The following is a 20,303-nucleotide window of genomic DNA, read 5'->3' on the forward strand; positions in this document are numbered from 1 at the left end:
GTGTGCTGCGCCGTCCGCCGCCTGTCGGCGCGGAGGCTGGTTGTCCGGGAGTCGCTCATGCCGCCGACCTCCGCCGGAAGAAAGCGAGGAAATGCCCGATCTGCGGGCGGTTGGCCAACAGGCTGCCAACCAGGTAGATGCCCATGCCGAGCAGCACATTGGCGGCCAGGCTGTCCAGCGCGGACCAGCCGGCCGCCATCAGGGCCGCATGGGTATAGCGCACCACGGCGCACATCGCCGCCGTCAGCAGCAGCGAGCGGTACAGGGCGCGCAACAGGGCGCCGAAACCCACGCCGATGAGGCGGCCGCTGTAGTGCAGCGCCGGCCAGGCGTTGATGATGCTGGCGGCGAGATAGGCGATGGCCACGCCTTCCACGCCCCAATGCGCGCCGGCGAAGAAAGCGGCGATCTGCACCACGGTGGAAGCCACGCCGATGCGCAGCAGCAGGTCGGTGCGGTTGTTGGTCATGAAGATGGTGCCGGTGGTGCTGATCACCGACTGGATGAACCCGACCGGCGCCAGCCAGGCGATCACCATCGCCGCGGCCGACCATTTCGGCCCCAGCACCACCGCCACGAACGGTTCGCGCAACGCGAACAGTCCGCCCATCAGCGGTGCCGTGAGGAAGGCGATGAAGCTGACCGACTTCAGGTACAGCTTGGCCAGCTCGCCCTTGTCGTCCTGCCGGCGGCTCATCACCGGATACAGCGCGCGAGAAACCACGTAGCTCATGTTCTGCACCGGGAACAGCATCACCCGGTAGGCGATCGAATAGGCGCCCAGCACTTGCGCCCCCAGCAGGCGGCCCACGATCATGCTGTCGGCATTGCGCGAGAGGTACAGCACCACGTTGAACAGGGACAGGTTGCCGCTGAAGCCGGCGATGGACTTGAACTCCCCGCGGCTCCAGTGGCGCAAGGCCTTGAACTCAGAATTCCACAGGATGATGGCGGTGGAGATGATGCTGGAAACGATCATCTGCAGCACCAGGCTGAACACGCCGGCGCCCCACCACGCCAGCCCCAGCGCGACGGCCAGGCCGACCAACGCGGCCAGCGCTTCGGCCTTGGCCACCACGGCGAACTTCGATTCGCGCTCCAGCAAGGCCTGGTGCACCACGCTGAAACTGACGATGGGAAACACCCAGGCCAGCACATACAGCACGTCGGCCAGCCCCGGCTCGCGAAACACGGTCGCCATCACCGGCGCGGCCAGCAGGATCAGGATGCAGATCAGCACGCCCAGGCCGAGGTTGGCCCAGTGGATGGTGCTGGCCGTCTCGCGTGAAATCTCCTTGGCCTGGATCACGGCCGCCGAGGTGCCCATGTCCTTGAACAGATAAGCCAGGTTGGTGACGATGGCGGCCATGGCCATCAGGCCATAGGCATGCGGCTGCAGCAGCCGCGCCAGCACCGTCATGCCGATCACCTGGGCCAGGATGCGGGTGCCCTGCGAGAGCGAGACCCAGCGCGCGTTGGAAATGGCCGACATGTCAGGCGCCCCTTCCCAGCGCCAGCCCGAGCGCGCGGCGCACGGCTTCGTCGCCGAATTGTTCTTCGATACGCGCAGACAGGTCCTGCGCCACCTCAACCGGCGCGGCCGCGGCAATGGCCGCGCACAGCTCGCGCATGTCGCGGCCCAGGTGCACCACTTCATCGCCCACGCGCGGCGCGACCCAGCGCAGGAACGGCGTCTCGATGGCGAACACCGGGCGGCGTACCGACATCGCGTAGAAGAAGGTGCCGCTGACCACCACATCGCCGTCCGCATGCGAGATCACCACGCCGCGCGCGCCGGACACCAGCTTTTGCGCCTGCGCCTCGCTCAGCTTGCCGGGCATGACGATGACATTGTCCCGCCGCAGCGCCAGCAGGCTCTGCGCATAGGCTTCGTCGGCGACGGCGCCGGCTACCACCAGGTTCCGGTTGGCGGGAAAACCGGCGATCAGCTGTTCGATCTTCTTGTAGCGCGAGATGCGACCGAACACCACGAAGTACTCCTCCGGCAAGGCGCGCGGCAAGTCGGCGTCGCGCTGTTCGGCGAGGCGGTACAGCGGATGCGGACAATAGACGGCGCCCACCGCGCTCAGCGCGCCGGAATGCGACACCACATTGGCGAACAGGCGGCAGTACCAGTCCACCAGCTTGCGCGAGCGTTCCATCGCCGGCCCTTGCGCGGCATGCGGATAGTTGTTGTGGCGCACGTAGACCAGGCGCCGCACGCCGGCCTTGATGACCAGGGTCTTGGCCAGCACCTTGGCGAATCCCTTCCATGAGATGCGGCCGCTGCGCAGGTCGACGAACTCGTTCTCCATCCAGTTCAGCACCGCGTAGTCATAGCGCCAGAAACGCCCCTTGAGCAGACGCAGGGCCCAGGCCTTGGTGCCTTCGTAGCGCACCACATCGCCATAGCCGGCCAGCAGCTCGCGCATGCGCGCCGTGTACTCATTGCCCACATCCTCCATCGGGATATAGGCAATCTTGGCGCGGCCGGTATGTTGGTCTGGCTGATTCATCGTCTTGTGCATCGTGGCTCTTGGCGTTTGCTGTTGACAGGGCGCGCCCGGATCGGCGCCGCCCTTGGCTGCAATTTACTTGGCGAACCAGACCGGATAATCGATCCGGTATTGGATGTCGTCGCGGCGCATGCGGATCTTGCGCGCCGGGTTGCCGCCGACCACTTCCAGCTCGCCGACGTCGCGGGTCACGACGCTGCCCGGGTACACCACGGCGCCGCGTCCGATCACCACCTTGGGCATGATCAGCACATTGGGGAAGATCCATGCGTCGTCATGGATGGTGACCTTGCCGCCGACGGCCGCGCATTGCGGATCGTCGATGTCGTGGCCCAGCGTATAGATCTTCACGTCATGCGAGATGTTCACGTTGTTGCCGATGTCGATGCCCAGGCGGTTGTCGAGATAGCAGCCGCCATTGATGGTGACGTTGGAGCCGATGCGTACATTCCTCCTGGCCTCGAAAAACGTCACCCAGGAATGGATCGACACCTTTTCCCCGATGCGAAAACCCAGCATCTTGAGAAACCCGCGCCTGGCGCCGAAACCCGGCAGGCAGTTGAACGCCAGGTTGAACAATGCCGCGGCGATCTTGCTGCGCTGGTTGGCACTGAAAAAGCCGTCAGCCATCATTTGCTTCCATTATTTACTTCCATTATTTGCGTCCATCATCTGCTTCCATCAAAAGTCTTCTGGCTCCGCGCGGCACGCCGGCCGCGGCGATGCCGCCGTCATGGCGGGGCCAACAGGCCCGGTTGGCGGGGCTGCACGGCCTTGAGCAGATCTTGCAGGAACTGCTCCTGCAATGCGTATGCCTGGTCTTTCTGCGCCGCGTCGGCAATCAGGCTGGAAGCGCGCACGAGGATGCCGTCGGGCACGACGCCGCGCATGCCGTCGCGGAAAATCTTCCAGCGCGTGGCCAGCGCGCCGTCCGGCATGCCGTCGCCGATGCGCACCCAATAGCTCACCGCTTCCAGCCGCTCCTTGTTCTGCGCCAGGAAGCTGCGGCCGCCGACCGCTTGCGGCGCGCCCGCCACCGCGAACCGCAGCGGCTGGCCGCCCAGCAAGTCAAAGCCTTGGGCGCGGTAGCAAACTTCCGGCAGGTGGATCTTCACATCCTGCTGCTGCTCCCTGGCATAGGCCAGCGCCAGCATCACCATCTGGCCATGCTCGTTCACATAAGTGCGGCTGAGCACATCGTCGTACACCTGATCGACGGCGGTGCCGCCGTCAGCCGACAGGCTCACCTGCAGATAGGGCGACGGCATCTCAACCCAATGGCCGAAACGTTTAGGCACCGCCGCATCGAGCTGGGCCCAAGCGGCCGCTGCCGATACCTGCGGCTTGAGGGCGACCGACAACGCCGCCGCGCCCAGCATGCCGGCCAACAGCCACAAGGCCGGCCGAGCCGCGATCGCCAGCAAATCCTTGTTCGCCGCAAACGGCGCTTCCCTGGCGCCGGCCAGCGGCGAGTCCAGGCGCGTCGGCACGGCATGCCCGCGCCGCCGGGCATAGGCCGTGACGGCGCGCGTGAGCAAGCCGTCCACGCCCATGATCAGCAGCAGCGCCGTCAGGAACAGCACGATGCCGGCGAATCCATGCAGGAACCCCTGCCCCGCGGCATCGCCCATGTAGTAGGTGACCAGCGTCAGGATGATCACCCGCACGGTGTTGGCGGTGAAAGAGATCGGCACGATCAGCAGGGCCAGGATGACATTGCGCGCCAGCGACTGGTGGCGCACCAGGTTCATGTACAGCAAGCCCAGCGCCTCCAGCGTGAACAGCGAGTTCAGTCCGGCGCAGGCATCGGCCACCAGCAACTGGTACTGGCCGATGAACAGGATCACGCCGTTGCGGGCGACCGGATATCCCAGCGCATGCAGCAGGTATTGCGTGGCATGGGAAACCCCGATCTTCATCGGCTGGGTCAGGGTATCGACCACCGAAGCCGGCAGCGGCACCATGAACAGCATGAAGAAAAAGGCGAACCACAGGCGCGCGCAAGTGCGCGTCCCGAAAAAGCCCAGCACCAGCGCCGCCATGACCAGCACCAGGGAGCCGGACTCCATCGCCAGCACGCTCTGGGAGCGGCCGATGGCAAAGCACAGCAGCGCAACCGCCAGCAGGATGCCGCCGGCCAGCGGCGCCGGCTTCTTCTCGACCTGGCCCGCGACCAGCAACTGGCGGATGCGCACATACAGATAGACGCAGGCGACCACCAGCACGATCGGGCCGTGCGCATTGCGCTCGGTCGACCACACGCCACGGAACAGGTCGATGAAGCTGGGCACATACATCGCGGCAATGCCGAGCGCGATCGCGATCCAGGGCGATAGCGATGCGTTCTTGCGCGGCAGCGCGAAGCTTTGCTCGATGCTCATCGGATGCTTTCCTGATCCCTGTCGCAGTCCGTTCAGAACTCGTTGAGCACGCTGCCGACCACCACCACGCTGGCGTTGGCCGAACTGTCGACCAGCTCGCGCACCGAGGAAATATGGCTGACGTTCTTGCGCACCACGATCAGCGAGGCGCCGCTGCGGCCGGCCACCATCTGGCTGTCGGCGCATCCGGAATGGGCCGGGGTGTCGATCAGGATCACGTCGAACAGCGGCGCCGCCTCTTCCAGCAATTGCTGGAACGCGGTGCGCCCCAGCAGCTCTTGCGGGTTGGGCGGCGTGGGGCCGGCGGTCAGCACCGACAGGTCGATCAGCGAGGGGACGCGATGGATCGCCGCCTCGCGCTCGCCGCGGCCGGCCAGGATGGCCGACAGGCCGTTGCGGTTATCCAGGCCAAACAGCTTGTGCTGGCGCGGCTGGCGCATGTCGGCGTCGATCAGCAGGGTGCGTTCGCCCAGTTGCGAGAACACCACCGCCAGGTTGGCGGCGATGAAGCTGCGCCCTTCGCCCTTGTCGGCGCTGATGATGGTCAACGCCTTGCGGCCGGCGCTGGCGTCGAACCAGCGCAGCATCAGCTGGCTGCGCAGCGCCCGCAGCTCTTCGACTTGCGGGCTGAAAGGGTTGTAGGCGGCGACGATTTCTTCGCTGACCTTACTTTCGCCCTTGAGCAGATAGGGATAGTCGAACTGGCGCGACAGCGCCTGCTCGATATCGGCCTGCGCCAGAAACCCCAGTTCGATGGCGGCATCGCCAAACCGCATGCCGCGCTCGCGCTGCAGCCGCATGATGCGTTCGGCCTTGTCGGCAGTCAGCTTGCCGCTGTCGACCAGGATTGCGCCAATCGATTGGTTCGGCAGCGCACCGCCGATATTCTTGTCATTGATCAAAGTTGCAGTGTCCATATTCGTCGAGTCCGGTTGGGGTTGGTGTTCCACGGTGGCGCAGGCCAAGCGTTACGAAATTCACCAGAAAAAGGCGGCTATGCGCCCAAGGCCTTGGGACCGCGCCTGAAACTCAGGCGCTGCACGCGCGTCTTGCCTTGCGCCGGCCGCGCCAGCTGGCCGAGCACCTGGATGCCCAGGCCTTCGATCAGGTCTTCTTCCGAACGCACGCGGCGGTTGATCAACTCCAGGCCCAGCGCGGCGGCCACGCCCAGGATGGCGCCGACGAAGATCGACAGCAGCGTGTTGATCAGGATGCGCGGGCTGGATGGCTTGGTCGGCGGCACGGCGCTGGCCAGGATGGCGACGTCGGACTGGTTGGACTGCCCTTCCAGGTTGGTTTGCATAAAGCGCTGGGAGGTCAGTTCGAAGGCGCGCTGGGCGCTGTCGAGGTCGCGCTGCAGCACCGACATTTCATCGCGGGTACGGTTCAGTTCCAGCACCTTGATCTTTTGCGCGTTGAATTCGGCGCGGATTTCGGATTCGCGCTTTTGCAGGATGGTGGCATTGGTGCCCACGCTGGCCGAGGTGGAGGCGATCGCCGAGTTGAGCTGGGCCCGCAAGCCGTCCACTTCCGCCTTGGCGGTCTGGTAGCCGGGGTGGTTGGCGCCCAGGCGGCGTGCGGCCTGTTCAAAGCGTGATTCGGCGCCGGCCAGGTTGGCCTTCAGGGTCTGGATCAGCGGATTGGCGTTGACGTCCGGCGAGTCGGCCGCGGAACCGTTGGCCTGGTTGCGGCGCGAAGTGGCTTCCGACACCGCGGCCTGGGTCAGCACCAGTTGGGTCGACAGGTCATTGAGGCGGTTGTTCTCCACATCCAGGCGGTTGTCCATGTTGGTGATGCCATGCCCCTGCTGGTACGCGGACAGCTTGGCTTGCGCCTTTTCGAAGTTGTCGCGCAGCCCCTTGATCTGGTCGTTGAAGTATTGGGACGCCTTGCGGGTTGGCTCCAGCTTCAGTTGCACGCTCACCTGCTGGTAGGCTTCGGCGAAGGCGTTGGCCAGGGCCGCGGCGAACTGCGGATCGGCGCCCTTGAAGGTAATGTCGATCACGCTGCTGTCCTTGGAGGCGACGGCATCCAGGTTCTTCAGCAGGACATCGGTCAGCCAGTTGCGGATGTCGGTATTGCCGCCGTTGTCGTTGGCGAAGCTCTGCTTGATCGCGGGCTGGTCGGCCAGCTTCAGGTCGTCGATGACGCGCAGGGCGACGCTGCGGCTGTTGATGATGTCGACCTGGGTCGGCATGTAGCCCGGCAGCGCCTGCGCGGTCACCACCAGGCCGGTCACCGGGTCGTTGGCCTTGTAGTTGAGCACCACCGAGGAGGTGGCCTTGTATTGCTTGGGCAGCAGCAGGCTGACGACGATGGTCGTGAGCACGGTGACGCCGAAGATCGCCAGGATGATCTTCAGGTGGGCCCGCAGGATCAGCAGAAATTGTGACAGATTCATATCGCTACCTCTTCGCGGCCGGTTCGGCCTGGGTTACTTGGTGATGGTGGGAAACAGCGCTGTCAGAACCAGCTTTCCTTGACGTAGACGATGTCGTCCGGCTTCAACATATCGTCCTTCTTCAGCGAGAGCTCTTCCGTCTCGCCGCTTTCGGTCTTGCGCTTGACCAGCAGGCCGCGCTCGGTGCCGCGCGGGGTCAGGCCGCCGCCGACCGACAACGCCTGCAGCAAGGTGGTGCCGCGTTCCAGGCGGTACATGCCGGGACGCTGCACTTCGCCGTAGATGTAGAACTTCTGCGAACGCTCGATGTACACCACATCGTTGGGCGCGACAAACGGCAAGGCCGTGCCGTCGCCGTTGTGGGTCAGGTCGTAGATATCGACCAGCTGCTTGCTGACCTGGCCATTCTCGGTGTGGACGATGGTGACGCTGTCGCCGCCATCGGGAGAGACGCCGCCGGCCAATGCGATCACGTCGGCCACGTTGCGCTGGCCGTCAAGCGGATAGCGGCCCGGCTTGACCACCTGGCCCAGCACCGAGATCATCTGGCTTTGCGGCACGGTCACCAGGATGTTGACCTGCGGGTTGACCAGGAAGCCGCCCTTCTTGAGCAGGTCGGCCATCTTGCGCGAAGCTTGCGCGGGCGACAGGCCGCCCACCTGGACGTCGCCGATCATCGGATAGCTGATGCTGCCGGCTTCGCTCACGCGGGTTTCCAAGGTAAGGTCGTCGCTGCCAAAGACATTGACCCGGATCACGTCGCCCGGTCCGAGGGGAATGTCGGCCGCGCTGGAGGCGGCGCCCCAACCGGCAATCAGCAATCCAACCAGCAACAGCAACACTTTTTTCATCATTTTTGGGACTCCAGTTTTTCCGGTTTATGCGTCTGTTTCATTCGGGCCTGGCCCGCCGCTGCATTTGCTTGGCTTACTTCAATCCCGCCGCTCCGCGCGCAAGCGCAGCGCTGTCGGCGCCGGGGCCGATATCGCCTCCCGCAGTGGCGGCGGCAGCCGCCGTGCCTGCGGGTTGCAGCGATGGCGTCGGCCCCAGGGGGGTCTGCGCCCCCAGGTCCTTGAGCTCGCGCCCTTTGCCCAGATACTCCACCTTGGCTTGCGCCTTGAGGCGATTGATCTCCTGGTCCGTGAGCTGGCTTTGCTTCTGCGCCATCAGGAACTGCTCGATCTGGGGCGCGGCCGCGGCCAGGCTCATCGGCGCATTGCGCACATCGGCCAGCGCCGTCAGGATGGCGCTCCGCCCTTCCTTGACGATGAACAGCCGGCCCTTGTCCATCTCCTTGAGTCCGGCAATCATCGGCTTGGGCAAGTCCGCCGTGGTCTTGCTTACCTGCAGGCGCGCATAACGGATGCGCTTGGCGTCAAGCCAAGCCGCCACTTCGGACAACGGCCGCGAACCGCTCATCAGGCGATCCAGTTCCGGGCTCAGATCGTTGCTGTCGATCACCAGCTCATCAAACTCGTACTGGCGGCGATGGCCGAACCAGTCGGGATTGCCGGCATAGAAGCCTTCAATCTCGCCGCGCGTCGGACGCGTCACATTGCCCAATTTGGTACGCATGTAACTCTGCGCCAGCACCAGCTCCCGCGTGCGCTCCAGCTCGGCCATGACGTCCGGATCGGTATCGAGCTTTTGCTTCTTGGCCGCATCCACCAGCAACTGGCGCGCCACCAGCGCATCCAGCAATTGCTTGCTGGCTTCCTGCGCGCCGGTCTTGGCCAACTCATTGTTGAGTTGATGGATGGTGATCTCTTCGCCATTGACGCTGGCCAATGCCTGGCCCGAACTTTCCTGCTTGCCGCTGCAGGCCGCCAGGCTGGCCGCCATCACGGCCAGCGCCGCCATCTGCAGGCAAACCGCGCCCTTGCGGGCAAGCGCATACTCAACTTTCACTATCACTTCTCCATTCCCAGGTGGTGCGGCGGCGGTGCGTGACCACCGTGACGGCATCCCGTCTTCGCCGCATTTTTCTGTGCCCCTCGGCCCGGCCTAACGGCCAAGGCAGGCGGGCGTGCGCGAACGGCGCGCTTTTTTCTTCCTAGTACGCGTTGTCTTTCTTGAGCACCATGCGCACGGTCTGCATGATGATCCACAAGTCGAACACCAGCGACCAGCGGCGCAGGTATTCAAGGTCGAATTCAATACGCGCCCTCATCTTGTCCAGCGTCTCGGTCTCGCCGCGCAGGCCGTTGACCTGCGCCCAGCCGGTAATGCCGGGCTTGACCTTGTGGCGCAGCATGTAGCCCTTGATCTGCTTGCGGTAGAGCTCGTTGTGGGCAACCGCATGCGGGCGCGGGCCGACGATGCTCATGCGCCCCTGGATGACGTTGAAGAATTGCGGCAACTCATCCAGCGACGTCTTGCGCAGGAAACCGCCGATCTTGGTCAGGCGCATGTCGCCCTTGGTGGCCTGCTGCACGCTGCCGCCGTCTTCCATCACCGTCATCGAGCGGAATTTGTAGACCACGATTTCCTCGCCGTCCAGGCCGTAGCGGCGCTGCTTGAAGATCACCGGCCCGGGCGAGGTGGCCTTGACGCAGACCGCGATCACCAGCATCACCGGCAACAGCATCAGTTGGATGATCGACGCCAGCACGACGTCGCTGATGCGCTTGACGAACTTGTTGACGCCGGTAAAGGGCGTCTCGCAGATGGCCATCACCGCCATGCCGCCGACGTAGTCGAAGCGGGCCTGGATCAGGTTGAAGATGTAGATGTCGGGAATGAAGTAGACCGAGGCGGTCGTGTCCTGCAATTCGTCGATGACTTGCAGCACCCGCGGCTGGGCCGAGATCGGCATGCTGATGTAGACCCGGTTGATGCCATGCTCGCGCACATAGGCCGCCACGTCGGACATCTTCCCCAGCAGGGGCGTGTACGTGCCTTCCGGCTGGCGCCCCACTGCGCGGTCGTCGAAATAGCCCATCAGGTTGAGCATCAGCGCGGGGTAGTCGGCCAGGCGTTCGGCCAGTTTCAGCGATGCCGGGTTGACGCCGATGATGATGGCCTTCTCGATATCGCCCTTGGTGCGCATGTCCTTCATGACGCGCGACTGCACATGCTGGGTCACCACCAGTCCGAACGGCGTGCCGATCACCCACGGCGCAAGGATCTTGAGGGTGAACAAGCTGTACAGTTCGCAGACATAGCCCAGCACTGCGAGCAGCGCCACGACCAGCAGCCAGTCGATGAAGATCGGCGCGATCCAGCGCACGCTTTTGGGGTTGTGCCGCAAACGCCGCCCATGCATTTCCCCGAAGATGTAGGAGCTGGCGAAAAACGCCATGATGGCCAGCACCCAATAATCGCCGCTGAAAGGCTGCCGTTCGATTTTGGTGATCAGCCACAGGTAGGAAACGATCAGCGAGGGCTCGAGGAAACGCTTGAAAAGCAACGCCACCGAATTCGGCTTGATGTTCGGCAAGGGCAAGTGGTCATGGATCTCATTCATTTCGGACCTCAGAACTCGTAGCGCGTTGTGATCGCGACACCATTGGAGACGTAACCCAAACTATCGATATTCGACTGCAGATTTTCGCGAAAGATCGAGCCGATCAGTGACAGCGATGTTGTCGGCGAGTAAGTCACGCTCAGGCTGGCCCTTTCATACTTGTCGCGACGCGACGACGGCGTCACGCCGGTGATGACCGCAGCGCCGTTGTAATTGCGCTTTTCAACATCCAGCAAACCGTCGAAACGCAGCTTGGCGGAGGATTGCAACGTCGCGGCGAGGCTGATGCCGTTGGTCAGCGCATAGTTCGCATCGACATCGCTCAGGCCGCCGATTTCACGCCACAGGTTGACGGTCACCAAGGTCTTGCCGGTAGCTGCCCAGTCCGCAATCGCGCGCGCATTGAAGCCCGAATAGTCGGCCACGCCGGACATGTCGCGCTTGCGGTCGACCCAGCCGCCCAGGAACTGCAGCCGCGTCTTGCCGCTGAACAGCCACAGGATCTTCGCCTTCACCTCATCCTGCTTGAACGAGTTGTTGATCTCGGTGCCGCTGATGACCGTGGAGTACGGGAAAGTGCCGCGCGAATGGCGCAATTGCACGCCCGCCACACTGCCGCTGCGCGCGGTATAGTCCAGCCCCAGTTCGCTGGTGCTCTGCTCCAGCGTATTGGACAGCTGCGACGCCAAGCCGTAATCCAGGCTGAAGCGCGTAAATTGGGTGCGCAGCGTCCAGTCCGGATGGATGCGCCACGCGACCGTCGCATAGCGCGTTTGCTGGGTACGGATGTTCTTCTCGAATACCCGGAAATTCTGGAATGGGGTCAGCGCCTCGGAATAGACATAACCGACATCTCCGGACAGATAGTCGCCGGCGGTCCAGCCCCAATCCGCCTTCAAGTCCTTGCCGTTGTTATTGAACTGCTTGAAATAATCAAAGTCGGTCCGGCTCAAGCTCGCATCCAGCATGATGTGCTGGCGGCTGATCAACTTGTCGATCTTGATCCCGCCGACGGCAGTGCGCACATAATCGGACATCTGCGTAGTGCCGACCGCGGACAATGCCGCACTTTCATTACGCAGGCGCAGCAAATTGTCGTCATAGAGAATCGAGTACTGCGCATAGGGCGTGACAACCTTGCCGTCTTCATCGGCCGCATAGGCCGGATGCAGCATTCCCAAGGCTACGAGAGCGATAAATGGGGTACCTGATCGACCGGAAAAAACGGATGAAAACCGCAAAATCATTCTGCCCAATGTCCTTTCTCGTTGTGAATATTGCAATATCGGAGATTCTTGAAACCATCTCATTGCTGCGTCGCAACAGAAAAAAATCAGGTGTCATCATGCATCATTTTCTACATTTAAGCAAAAAAAATGTGAGAAAAATATTGCAATATACAAATTATTGTGGTAAGGAAATTTTCGAAGAAAAAGTCAATCAGCAGATGCCCACATGCGCTGTAGGACAATGCGACGAGATGCCGAAAATTGCTCCTGCATGAGATGCGCCCAGGAACATTCCGATGAATTTTGGGGCACTAAAACACGCCTTACGGCATCCCTTAAAACCTGCGGCAACTGGCACACTTTCTGCTGGATAATGCACACCGGCACAGCGCGCCTGCCTGCGGCGTCAACGTCGCAGGCGCTGGCCGCACTTGAGCAACTTCACTTCTTTTTTTGACCTATCGACGATGATCTGGAATGCAGTCACTTTCTTTGGCGACAGCGCCATCACTGTTCCTGGCGCCCTGGTTCTTGCCATCTGGCTCGCATTGAACGGCGCCTGGAAACAGGCCGCCCGATGGCTTTTTTATTTCTGCTGCGCGATGCTGCTGGTGGTCGTCAGCAAGCTCCTGTTCATGGGCTGGAATATCCGTCCGCCCCTCTTCAACTTCACCGGCATCAGCGGCCATACCGCCTCCGCGGCGGCGCTCTACCTGTCATCGGCATTCCTGCTCGGCAGGGATCGCTCAACGCACCTGCACCTGGCCCTGCTGGGGGTTGCCACCGCGCTGGCGCTTACCGTCGGCGCATCGCGCCTGCTGCTGCACATGCACTCCGAATCGGAAGTCATCGCCGGCCTGGCGACCGGCGCGATGGCTGCCTGGCTTTTTTGCCGGGGTTACGATTTTGCACCGGGCCCGCTCTCGGCGAAATGGGCGCCCGCCGTGCTCGTTGCCGCCCTGCTGCTGGGCGCCGGCGGCAAGCCCGCTCCGACCCATGACCTGCTTCAGGACATTGCGATGAAGTTGTCGGGCCGCGAGCAGGCGTTCATCCGCACCGAGCCGCTTTAAGGCCGGGGACCGGCCCTGCCCGGCCTGCGGCAGGAAGCCGGCGGCGGCGCCAGGCGACCAGCGCGACCAAGGCCAATCCGCCCAGCATCAAGGCATAGGTTTCAGCCTCAGGCACCGCCGACACATTGCCGCTGAAAGCCTGCAAGTGGATCTCGCCGTTCTGGATCAGGCTGTTGACGTACACGCCGCCTTCGATATTCTGGTTGTTGGTCAAGGTTGCCTGGGTCGCCAGAATGGAGCCGCCGAACTGGCTGTTGATCGTCAGGCTGGTGGCGTTGTAGAAATTCCAGATGATCTTGCTGCCCAATGACTGCGCCTGGCCGCCCAGGAAATTGGCGGCGATGGTCGCCGCAGTCACGCTCGAATTGATGATGATGGTGCTGGCGCCATTGGTCGTGAACGAAAATTCGCCCGCGCCAAAAATCTGGCTGCTCTGGGCATTGGTGAGGTCGAACACCGCCACGCCGGAAGCGTCGGCCACGGCATTGAAGCTGGCCTTGTTGCCGCTCACCGTCACCGTGCTGTTGCCGGACATCTGTGTCAGCTGCGACGACAGCGCGGACAGGGTCGCGCCGAAATTGGTGGAGGTCGAGGCGGAAAGGGCCGTCTGCATGGCCGCGGTCGGACTCGACGGCTGGCCGCCATTGAAGTTGCTGCCGCTCTTGCTGCCGGCTACGTAGGCGGCGCCATTGAGGTTGCTGTTGCTGACGCTGCCGCTGATGTAGCTGGAGCCGGAGTTGACGATGGAGTTGGACAGGCTGCCGCCGATCACCGCCCCCAGGCCGTTGACGTGCACATTGGAAGCGCTGCCCATCACGGTCAGGCCGGCATAGTCGGATGCGGCCGCATCGCCGGCATGCTGGACGTAATCGCCGCCGGAGAGCGAACCGCCGATGAAGACGCGGCCATCCACGTGTGAAGTCGACTGGGCGCTGCCCAGCACGACCAGGTTGAATTGCTGCAAGATCTGCGTAGCGCTCAAAGAGTCGGCGGCAAGCGCGTTGGCGGAAAAGGACAGGCACAGCATGGCGACAACTGCTGCCAGCAAAGACTTTAAACGGTACGGCATGACACCCCCCAGGCGACGATCATGTTCTTATGATTTGCCTTGCCTCACCCCCTTCGGTACCGGCAGGCAACTCTATGTGCATACGCATCACGCGATATGCAAAGTGATGCATTTTTTTTAACAATTGTAAGCTACCTCGAACTTGAGTGGCAAGCTAAAAGGCAAGCCTGGCATGGATTTCCGAGATATTGCCTTGTCCGGCGGAAACATGCTGCATGGCACCACCATGACTGATCCCCTTGCCGGCACAGGGCGCGCACTTACCCAATGGCCTCGCCCGGCGCCATGACCATGTATGCCGCCTGCGCATCGTAGCTCGCCAGTTTTTCCTGCAATGCCGCCGGCGCCTGCGGCAGGACGGCGAAGCCCGCCGCCTCCCAATACGATCTGGAATTGTGTACCGCGATCAGCGCCGCCTGCTTGAGGCCGGCGCGCCGCATCTGCTCGCGCAGGATCAGCAACAAGGCGCGGCCAAGGCCCGCTCCGCGCGCATCGGCCAGCAAAGCCACGTCATGCAGGTAGAGGCAATCGGCATGATCGTCCAGCGCATGCAGGAGGGAATTAAGCGCCGGCGGCTGCCCCAGGCGCGCCGGGTGCATCACCGCATAGCCGACCGCTTGCGCCGGCAGCGCGCCATCCACGCATTGGGCGATCCAGCATCCTGGCGCGAACAATGCCAGGCGTTCGGCAAACACCCGTTGCTCTTCGAAATAGCCGGCATGCACGACAGATGCCATGGCCATGACCGCCGGCAGGTCCGCGGCCGCCATGGGCCGCCATTGATGTTTCATCTGCTTATCCTTTCGCGACATCGGCATCGCGCCCCTCGCAAGCGGCATCATCATAAAAAAAACGCTGCATCATGCAGCGTCTTCTTGTTCGCCACCAGGTCGGCGAAAATCAGGCAAGCGCCCCGGGTTTCAGGATATGCAGCACCGCGCGCAGTTCCTCGCGCATCTTCTCGATGCCCAACTCGTCCAGGCTGACGCCTGCTTCCTGGAAAACCTCAGGCTGCTCGAGCCCATTGCTCCCATCCAGCTTGTTGCGCGCGCCGCTGATGGTAAAGCCTTGCTCGTACAGCAGCTCGCGGATGCGGCGGATCAGCAGCACTTCATGATGCTGGTAATAACGGCGATTGCCGCGGCGCTTGACCGGCTTCAACTGGGTGAATTCCTGCTCCCAGTAACGCAGCACGTGCGGCTTGACGCCGCACAATTCGCTGACCTCGCCGATCGTGAAATAGCGCTTGGCGGGAATCGGCGGCAAGACGATTGCCGCAGGTTTGTTGACACGATCGTTCATAGATTAGACGGACAGTTCAACGGAGTTGCCGTTGGAGAGCTCCACCATTTCCTTCAATTTCTGGCTGGCGTGGAATGTGACCACGCGCCTTGCCGTAATGGGAATTTCTTCACCGGTCTTGGGATTTCGGCCCGGGCGCTGGGGCTTGTCGCGCAACTGGAAGTTGCCGAAGCCGGACAGCTTGACCGCCTCGCCGCGCTCAAGCGCGTTGCGAATCTCATCGAAAAAGGTTTCCACCATGTCTTTCGCTTCGCGCTTGTTCAGACCGACCTGTTCAAATAAAAGTTCGGCCAGTTCGGCCTTGGTCAGGGTCGGCAGGTTTTTCTCGGCCTGCGAGCGCGCCTGGGATTCCAGCACGGCGCGCTGCAGGTCGGCGTCCAGCACGGATTGAAATTCGTTTGAATTCACGTTGTTCATGGCGATGAATGGCTTGGTCCGTGTTACCGGTTCCGGTCCGTAATTATTTTTCGGGGACTCACATCAGGCACGCAATCTGGCGCCAAGCTTTGCGCTTGCAGCTGTCACCAGTGCACTCATCGCAACGTCGACTTTGTCATCCTGAAGGGTGTTTTGAGTATCTTGCATGGTGAATCGGAACGCAAGGCTTTTTTCGTCATTTTCCAGTCCCTTGCCCTGATATTCATCAAATAAAACAATGGCTTGGATGATAGCGCATGCCGGATTGGCCTGTTTCTCCGCGGCGAAAATATCCAGCAATTGCTGGGCTGCCACCGGCTGCTTGACGACCAGCGCGAGGTCGCGGCTGACGGCCGGGAACTTGGAGATTTCGGCATAGGACGGCAAGTCGCGCTGCTGCAGTGCATCAGCGCTGACTTCGAACACCACCGGCGGCAATGGCAGGTCGTACTTCTGCTGCCACTTGGGGTGCAATTCGCCGATCACGCCGATCACCTCTTCGCCCAGCATCACGCTGGCCGAACGGCCCGGATGCAACGCCGGATGCGCAACCCTGGAAAAACGCAGCGTGCGCGGCGCAAACAGGGCTTCCAGGTCGGCCTTGACGTCGAAGAAGTCCACATTGCGGCCAGCCTGGCCCCACTGCTCTTCAACCACCGGTCCATAGGCCAGCGCGCCGACGCGCTTGGGCTGGTCGAAGCCGGCCACCGACAGCGGGCCGTCGGCGATGGCCGGGTTCTTGGCAAATACCGCGCCGACTTCAAACACGCGAATGCGCGCGGCCTTGCGGTTGATGTTGTAGCGCGCATTGGCCACCAGGCCGGCGATCAGCGACGAACGCATGACGCTCATCTGGCTGGCGATAGGGTTGAGCAGCCTGATCGGATCGGCATTGCCGGCGAAGTCCGCTTCCCATGCCGTTTCGACGAAACTGAAATTGACCACTTCCTGATAATCCTGGTCGGCCAGCAGGCGGCGGATCGCAAACAGCGAACGCGACTGTTCCGGTGCGATGCGCATGGCATTGGCGGCCACCGGCGGCAGCGTCGGGATGTTCTCGAAACCATAGACGCGCGCGACTTCTTCGATCAGGTCTTCCTCGATCTCGAGGTCGAAACGGTAGGATGGCGGCGTCACCGAGAACAGGCCGGGCTCTTGCGTGAATTGCAAGCCCAGGCGCTTGAAGATGTCGGCCACCATCGCGTCGGTGATGTCAACCCCGATCACCTTGGCCGCGCGCGCGGTGCGCAATTGCACCGGGTTGCGCTTGGGCAGGTTGACCACCTGGTCGTCGACCGGGCCGACCTTCGTTTCAGGCGTGCCGCAGATCTCGATCAGCAAGGCGGTAATGCGCTCGATGTGCTCGACCACGGTGGCGAAATCCACCCCGCGTTCGAAGCGGTGCGCGGCATCGGTCGAGAAGTTGTAGCGGCGCGCGCGGCCCTGGATCGCCTGCGGGAACCAGAAGGCGGCTTCCAGGTAGATATTGGCGGTGTCCAGCGACACGGCGGTGGCGTCGCCGCCCATGATGCCGGCCAGCGATTCGATTTCGCGGTCGTCGGAGATCACGCCGACCCATTCGTCGACTTCCACGGTATTGCCGTTGAGGAGCTTGAGCGATTCGCCCTTCCTGCCCCAGCGCACGTCCAGGCCGCCGTGGATCTTGTCCAGGTCGAACACGTGCGACGGACGGCCCAGTTCCAGCATGACGTAGTTGGAGATGTCCACCAGCGCCGAGATCGAACGCTGGCCGCTGCGCTCCAGGCGCTGCTTCATCCATTGCGGGGTCGGCGCCTTGGCATTGAGGCCGCGGATCACGCGGCCGGCGAAACGACCGCACAGGTCGGGCGCGGAAATGCGCACCGGCAGTTGTTCGTCGAGATTGACCGCCACCGCCTGGAACTGCGGCGCCTTCAGCGGCGTGCCGGTCAGCGCCGACACTTCGCGCGCCACGCCCAGCACCGACAGGCAGTCCGCCTTGTTGGGGGTGAGCTTGATGGTGAACTTGAGGTCGTTCAGTTGCAGGTAGTCGCGGAAGTTCTGGCCGACCGGCGCATCGTCGGGCAGCTCCATCAGGCCGCCGTGGTCTTCCGACAGCTTCAGTTCGCGCGCCGAGCACAGCATGCCTTGCGATTCCACGCCGCGCAGCTTGCCGACCTTGATCTCGAAGGGCTTGCCGTCGGCGCCCGGCGGCAGCACGGCGCCAACCATGGCGCATGGCACCTTCAACCCGGGGCGCACGTTGGGCGCGCCGCACACGATGTTGAGGATGGTGCCGGTATGCACGTTGACGCGGCACACGTTCAAGCGGTCGGCATCGGGGTGCCTGGCCACTTCCAGCACTTCGCCCACCACCACGTTGGTGAACGGCGGCGCGACCGGCTCCACCTCTTCCACTTCCAGGCCGGACATCGTCAGCAAATGCGAGAGTTCATCCGACGTCATGTTCGGATTGACCATCGTGCGCAACCAGTTTTCGGAGAATTGCATGATTCAGACTTTCAGCTATCAGCCGGACGCGCACCGCCCACGCAGGCGGCGCCGCTCGTTATCGATTTAATTGAATTGCTTGAGGAAACGCAGGTCGCCTTCGTAGAACAGGCGCAGGTCGCTGATCCCGTAGCGCAGCATGGTCAGGCGCTCAAGGCCGGAGCCGAACGCGAAGCCGATGTATTGCTCGGGATCCAGGCCCATGTTGCGCACCACGGTCGGGTGCACCTGGCCGGCGCCGGAGACTTCCAGCCAGCGGCCCTTCAGCGGACCGCTGCCGAAGGCGATGTCGATCTCGGCCGAAGGTTCGGTGAACGGGAAATAGGACGGGCGGAAACGCACCTGCAGGTCGTCGGTCTCGAAGAAGGCCTTGACGAAATTGAGGTAGACGCCCTTCAGGTCGGCGAAGCTGATGTCCTCGGCGATCCACAGGCCTTCGACCTGGTGGAACATCGGCGAGTGGGTGGCATCGCTGTCGACGCGGTAAGTGCGGCCGGGCGCGATCACCTTGATCGGCGGCTTGTTCATGCGCGCGTAGCGCACCTGCATCGGGCTGGTGTGGGTACGCAGCAGCAAGGGCTTGCCCTGCGTATCGTTGCCTTCGATGTAGAAGGTATCCTGCATCGAACGGGCCGGGTGGTTTTCCGGGCTGTTCAATGCGGTGAAATTGGTCCAGTCGGTTTCGATCTCGGGGCCGTCGGCCACGTCGAAGCCGATCGAGCGGAAGATTTCCTCGACGCGCTGCCACGAGCGCATCACCGGGTGGATCCCGCCCACGCCGCGGCCGCGGCCCGGCAGCGTGACATCGATCGCTTCCGCATTCAGGCGCGCCTGCATCTGTGCGTTGGACAGTTCGTCACGGCGTGCGGTCAGCGCGTTTTCGATCTGTTCCTTGGCGACGTTGATGATCGCCCCCTGCGCACGGCGCTCATCAGGGGCCAGCTTGCCCAGCCCCTTCATCTGCTCGGTGATCTGGCCGGTCTTGCCCAGATATTTTGCCTTGGCGTTTTCCAGTGCGGCAGCGTCGGTCACGGCGGCAAAATCGCTCTGCGCCTGTGCCACGAGTTGGTCTAGGGGATTCATGCGGTAAGTCTCGCTCCAATCGAAAATCCGACGACGAAGTCGAAAAGAAGAAGATCCACAAAGCGGTGGATCAAAAACATACGGGGCATCGGTATTACACCTTTGCCCCGCAGGATTTTGCAGCGCCGACTGCTGTGCTACTTTAGGCGTTGAACCATTCAGCGGCCGGCAACCGCATCAACACGCTGGCGATCAGGCCGCAGCGATGTTGGCCTTCACCTGGTTGACGATGGCGGCGAATGCAGCCTTGTCGGTGACAGCCATGTCGGCCAGGACCTTGCGGTCCAGCTCGATCGAGGCGCGCTTCAGGCCGTTCATGAACACGCTGTAGGTCACGCCATGCTGACGGGCAGCGGCGTTGATACGGGCGATCCACAGGGCACGGAACACGCGCTTCTTGTTACGACGGTCACGGTACGCGTATTGGCCAGCGCGCATGACTGCTTGCTTGGCGATACGGTAGACGTTTTTGCGGCGACCGCGGTAACCCTTGGCGAGGGCGAGGACTTTCTTGTGACGGGCACGCGCTGTTACCCCACGTTTGACTCTAGGCATAGTAGCTCCTTAATTGAGTGTGAGGTTAAGCGAACGGCAGCATTGCGCGAACCGATGTCAGGTTAGTCTCGTGGACTCCCACTGCACCGCGCAATTGGCGTTTGTTCTTGGTGGTCTTCTTGGTCAGAATGTGACGCTTGAAGGCTTGACCGCGCTTGACGGTGCCGCCTGGGCGCACGCGAAAACGCTTCTTCGCGCTGCTCTTCGTTTTCATCTTAGGCATAGCAACTCTGTCCTTCCGGACAGCTCCATTTTTTGATGATTGCAGGTGGCAGCAATGCTCGCTGCTCTTTGATGCCTGCTCTCACTTATTTGACAGCGCAG

Annotated in this window: 20 protein-coding genes; 2 read left to right on the plus strand and 18 right to left on the minus strand. The window is 62.5% G+C overall.

Translation table 11 applies throughout. The features are described from left to right. Positions 1-55: 55 nt before the first annotated feature. The 10 genes from AC07N6_RS09810 to epsL form a co-directional block, all read right to left on the minus strand. A complete protein-coding gene (locus AC07N6_RS09810) occupies positions 56-1,492 on the minus strand; it encodes an MOP flippase family protein (protein ID WP_494780114.1) in 1,437 nt (478 codons plus the stop codon). 1 nt (position 1,493) lies between these two features. Beyond that, complete coding sequence (locus AC07N6_RS09815) at positions 1,494-2,516, minus strand: hypothetical protein (RefSeq protein ID WP_494780115.1); 1,023 nt, start codon at positions 2,514-2,516, stop codon at positions 1,494-1,496. Positions 2,517-2,591: 75 nt separating this feature from the next. Continuing rightward, the gene (locus AC07N6_RS09820) at positions 2,592-3,149 is read right to left on the minus strand and encodes an acyltransferase (protein ID WP_494786250.1); all 558 of its coding nucleotides are present in this window, start codon (positions 3,147-3,149) and stop codon (positions 2,592-2,594) included. Positions 3,150-3,247: 98 nt separating this feature from the next. Next, the gene (gene xrtB, locus AC07N6_RS09825; protein WP_494780117.1) at positions 3,248-4,897 is read right to left on the minus strand and encodes an exosortase B; all 1,650 of its coding nucleotides are present in this window, start codon (positions 4,895-4,897) and stop codon (positions 3,248-3,250) included. Positions 4,898-4,929: 32 nt separating this feature from the next. Further along, a complete protein-coding gene (gene epsG, locus AC07N6_RS09830; RefSeq protein ID WP_494780118.1) occupies positions 4,930-5,814 on the minus strand; it encodes a chain length determinant protein tyrosine kinase EpsG in 885 nt (294 codons plus the stop codon). Positions 5,815-5,891: 77 nt separating this feature from the next. Continuing rightward, positions 5,892-7,298 (minus strand): chain length determinant protein EpsF, encoded by a 1,407-nt coding sequence (epsF, locus tag AC07N6_RS09835; RefSeq protein ID WP_494780119.1) that lies wholly within the window; start codon positions 7,296-7,298, stop codon positions 5,892-5,894. Between the two features lie 62 nt (positions 7,299-7,360). Further along, positions 7,361-8,149 (minus strand): polysaccharide export protein EpsE, encoded by a 789-nt coding sequence (gene epsE / locus AC07N6_RS09840; protein WP_494780273.1) that lies wholly within the window; start codon positions 8,147-8,149, stop codon positions 7,361-7,363. Positions 8,150-8,225: 76 nt separating this feature from the next. After that, positions 8,226-9,206, minus strand: coding sequence for an EpsD family peptidyl-prolyl cis-trans isomerase (locus tag AC07N6_RS09845; protein ID WP_494780120.1), 981 nt, complete (start codon positions 9,204-9,206; stop codon positions 8,226-8,228). Positions 9,207-9,351: 145 nt separating this feature from the next. Then, complete coding sequence (locus AC07N6_RS09850; RefSeq protein WP_494780121.1) at positions 9,352-10,764, minus strand: undecaprenyl-phosphate glucose phosphotransferase; 1,413 nt, start codon at positions 10,762-10,764, stop codon at positions 9,352-9,354. 8 nt (positions 10,765-10,772) lie between these two features. Further along, a complete protein-coding gene (gene epsL / locus AC07N6_RS09855; RefSeq protein ID WP_494780122.1) occupies positions 10,773-11,939 on the minus strand; it encodes an XrtB/PEP-CTERM-associated polysaccharide biosynthesis outer membrane protein EpsL in 1,167 nt (388 codons plus the stop codon). A gap of 23 nt (positions 11,940-11,962) precedes the next feature. Here epsL and AC07N6_RS09860 point away from each other — a divergent pair, with 23 nt between their 5' ends. After that, positions 11,963-12,268 carry a hypothetical protein gene (locus AC07N6_RS09860; RefSeq protein ID WP_494780123.1) on the plus strand — a complete coding sequence of 102 codons (306 nt, stop codon included), beginning with the start codon at positions 11,963-11,965 and terminating at the stop codon, positions 12,266-12,268. A 156-nt stretch (positions 12,269-12,424) separates the two neighbouring features. Next, positions 12,425-13,063, plus strand: coding sequence for a phosphatase PAP2 family protein (locus AC07N6_RS09865; protein ID WP_494780124.1), 639 nt, complete (start codon positions 12,425-12,427; stop codon positions 13,061-13,063). On the opposite strand, the gene AC07N6_RS09870 is transcribed toward AC07N6_RS09865, so the two are convergent. From AC07N6_RS09870 to rpmI, 8 genes are all read right to left on the minus strand, one after another. Further along, positions 13,041-14,132, minus strand: a complete 1,092-nt coding sequence (locus AC07N6_RS09870; protein WP_494780125.1) for a collagen-binding domain-containing protein — start codon at positions 14,130-14,132, stop codon at positions 13,041-13,043. The genes AC07N6_RS09865 and AC07N6_RS09870 overlap by 23 nt on opposite strands. Before the next feature lie 260 nt (positions 14,133-14,392). Then, positions 14,393-14,923, minus strand: coding sequence for a GNAT family N-acetyltransferase (locus tag AC07N6_RS09875; RefSeq protein WP_494780126.1), 531 nt, complete (start codon positions 14,921-14,923; stop codon positions 14,393-14,395). Between the two features lie 109 nt (positions 14,924-15,032). Next, complete coding sequence (locus AC07N6_RS09880; RefSeq protein ID WP_494780127.1) at positions 15,033-15,434, minus strand: MerR family transcriptional regulator; 402 nt, start codon at positions 15,432-15,434, stop codon at positions 15,033-15,035. 3 nt (positions 15,435-15,437) lie between these two features. Continuing rightward, complete coding sequence (locus AC07N6_RS09885; protein WP_082221330.1) at positions 15,438-15,851, minus strand: integration host factor subunit alpha; 414 nt, start codon at positions 15,849-15,851, stop codon at positions 15,438-15,440. Positions 15,852-15,914: 63 nt separating this feature from the next. Then, positions 15,915-18,341 carry a phenylalanine--tRNA ligase subunit beta gene (gene pheT, locus AC07N6_RS09890; protein ID WP_494780128.1) on the minus strand — a complete coding sequence of 809 codons (2,427 nt, stop codon included), beginning with the start codon at positions 18,339-18,341 and terminating at the stop codon, positions 15,915-15,917. 66 nt (positions 18,342-18,407) lie between these two features. Continuing rightward, positions 18,408-19,424 (minus strand): phenylalanine--tRNA ligase subunit alpha, encoded by a 1,017-nt coding sequence (gene pheS / locus AC07N6_RS09895; RefSeq protein ID WP_494780129.1) that lies wholly within the window; start codon positions 19,422-19,424, stop codon positions 18,408-18,410. Positions 19,425-19,616: 192 nt separating this feature from the next. Continuing rightward, positions 19,617-19,979 (minus strand): 50S ribosomal protein L20, encoded by a 363-nt coding sequence (gene rplT / locus AC07N6_RS09900; RefSeq protein WP_050466422.1) that lies wholly within the window; start codon positions 19,977-19,979, stop codon positions 19,617-19,619. 25 nt (positions 19,980-20,004) lie between these two features. Further along, complete coding sequence (gene rpmI / locus AC07N6_RS09905) at positions 20,005-20,202, minus strand: 50S ribosomal protein L35 (RefSeq protein WP_034291984.1); 198 nt, start codon at positions 20,200-20,202, stop codon at positions 20,005-20,007. Positions 20,203-20,303: the final 101 nt, after the last annotated feature.

The organism is Herbaspirillum sp. GW821-FHT09A12, assembly GCF_059418325.1.

Excerpts from the sequence above, each read along its gene's own strand:
- AC07N6_RS09810 (WP_494780114.1), bottom strand. The coding sequence starts at position 1,492 with ATGTCGGCCATTTCCAACGCGCGCTGGGTCTCGCTCTCGCAGGGCACC.
- AC07N6_RS09815 (WP_494780115.1), bottom strand. The coding sequence starts at position 2,516 with ATGAATCAGCCAGACCAACATACCGGCCGCGCCAAGATTGCCTATATC.
- AC07N6_RS09820 (WP_494786250.1), bottom strand. The coding sequence starts at position 3,149 with ATGATGGCTGACGGCTTTTTCAGTGCCAACCAGCGCAGCAAGATCGCC.
- xrtB (WP_494780117.1), bottom strand. The coding sequence starts at position 4,897 with ATGAGCATCGAGCAAAGCTTCGCGCTGCCGCGCAAGAACGCATCGCTA.
- epsG (WP_494780118.1), bottom strand. The coding sequence starts at position 5,814 with ATGGACACTGCAACTTTGATCAATGACAAGAATATCGGCGGTGCGCTG.
- epsF (WP_494780119.1), bottom strand. The coding sequence starts at position 7,298 with ATGAATCTGTCACAATTTCTGCTGATCCTGCGGGCCCACCTGAAGATC.
- epsE (WP_494780273.1), bottom strand. The coding sequence starts at position 8,149 with ATGAAAAAAGTGTTGCTGTTGCTGGTTGGATTGCTGATTGCCGGTTGG.
- AC07N6_RS09850 (WP_494780121.1), bottom strand. The coding sequence starts at position 10,764 with ATGAATGAGATCCATGACCACTTGCCCTTGCCGAACATCAAGCCGAAT.
- epsL (WP_494780122.1), bottom strand. The coding sequence starts at position 11,939 with ATGCTGCATCCGGCCTATGCGGCCGATGAAGACGGCAAGGTTGTCACG.
- AC07N6_RS09860 (WP_494780123.1), top strand. The coding sequence starts at position 11,963 with ATGGGGTACCTGATCGACCGGAAAAAACGGATGAAAACCGCAAAATCA.
- AC07N6_RS09870 (WP_494780125.1), bottom strand. The coding sequence starts at position 14,132 with ATGCCGTACCGTTTAAAGTCTTTGCTGGCAGCAGTTGTCGCCATGCTG.
- AC07N6_RS09875 (WP_494780126.1), bottom strand. The coding sequence starts at position 14,923 with ATGAAACATCAATGGCGGCCCATGGCGGCCGCGGACCTGCCGGCGGTC.
- AC07N6_RS09880 (WP_494780127.1), bottom strand. The coding sequence starts at position 15,434 with ATGAACGATCGTGTCAACAAACCTGCGGCAATCGTCTTGCCGCCGATT.
- AC07N6_RS09885 (WP_082221330.1), bottom strand. The coding sequence starts at position 15,851 with ATGAACAACGTGAATTCAAACGAATTTCAATCCGTGCTGGACGCCGAC.
- pheT (WP_494780128.1), bottom strand. The coding sequence starts at position 18,341 with ATGCAATTCTCCGAAAACTGGTTGCGCACGATGGTCAATCCGAACATG.
- pheS (WP_494780129.1), bottom strand. The coding sequence starts at position 19,424 with ATGAATCCCCTAGACCAACTCGTGGCACAGGCGCAGAGCGATTTTGCC.
- rplT (WP_050466422.1), bottom strand. The coding sequence starts at position 19,979 with ATGCCTAGAGTCAAACGTGGGGTAACAGCGCGTGCCCGTCACAAGAAA.
- rpmI (WP_034291984.1), bottom strand. The coding sequence starts at position 20,202 with ATGCCTAAGATGAAAACGAAGAGCAGCGCGAAGAAGCGTTTTCGCGTG.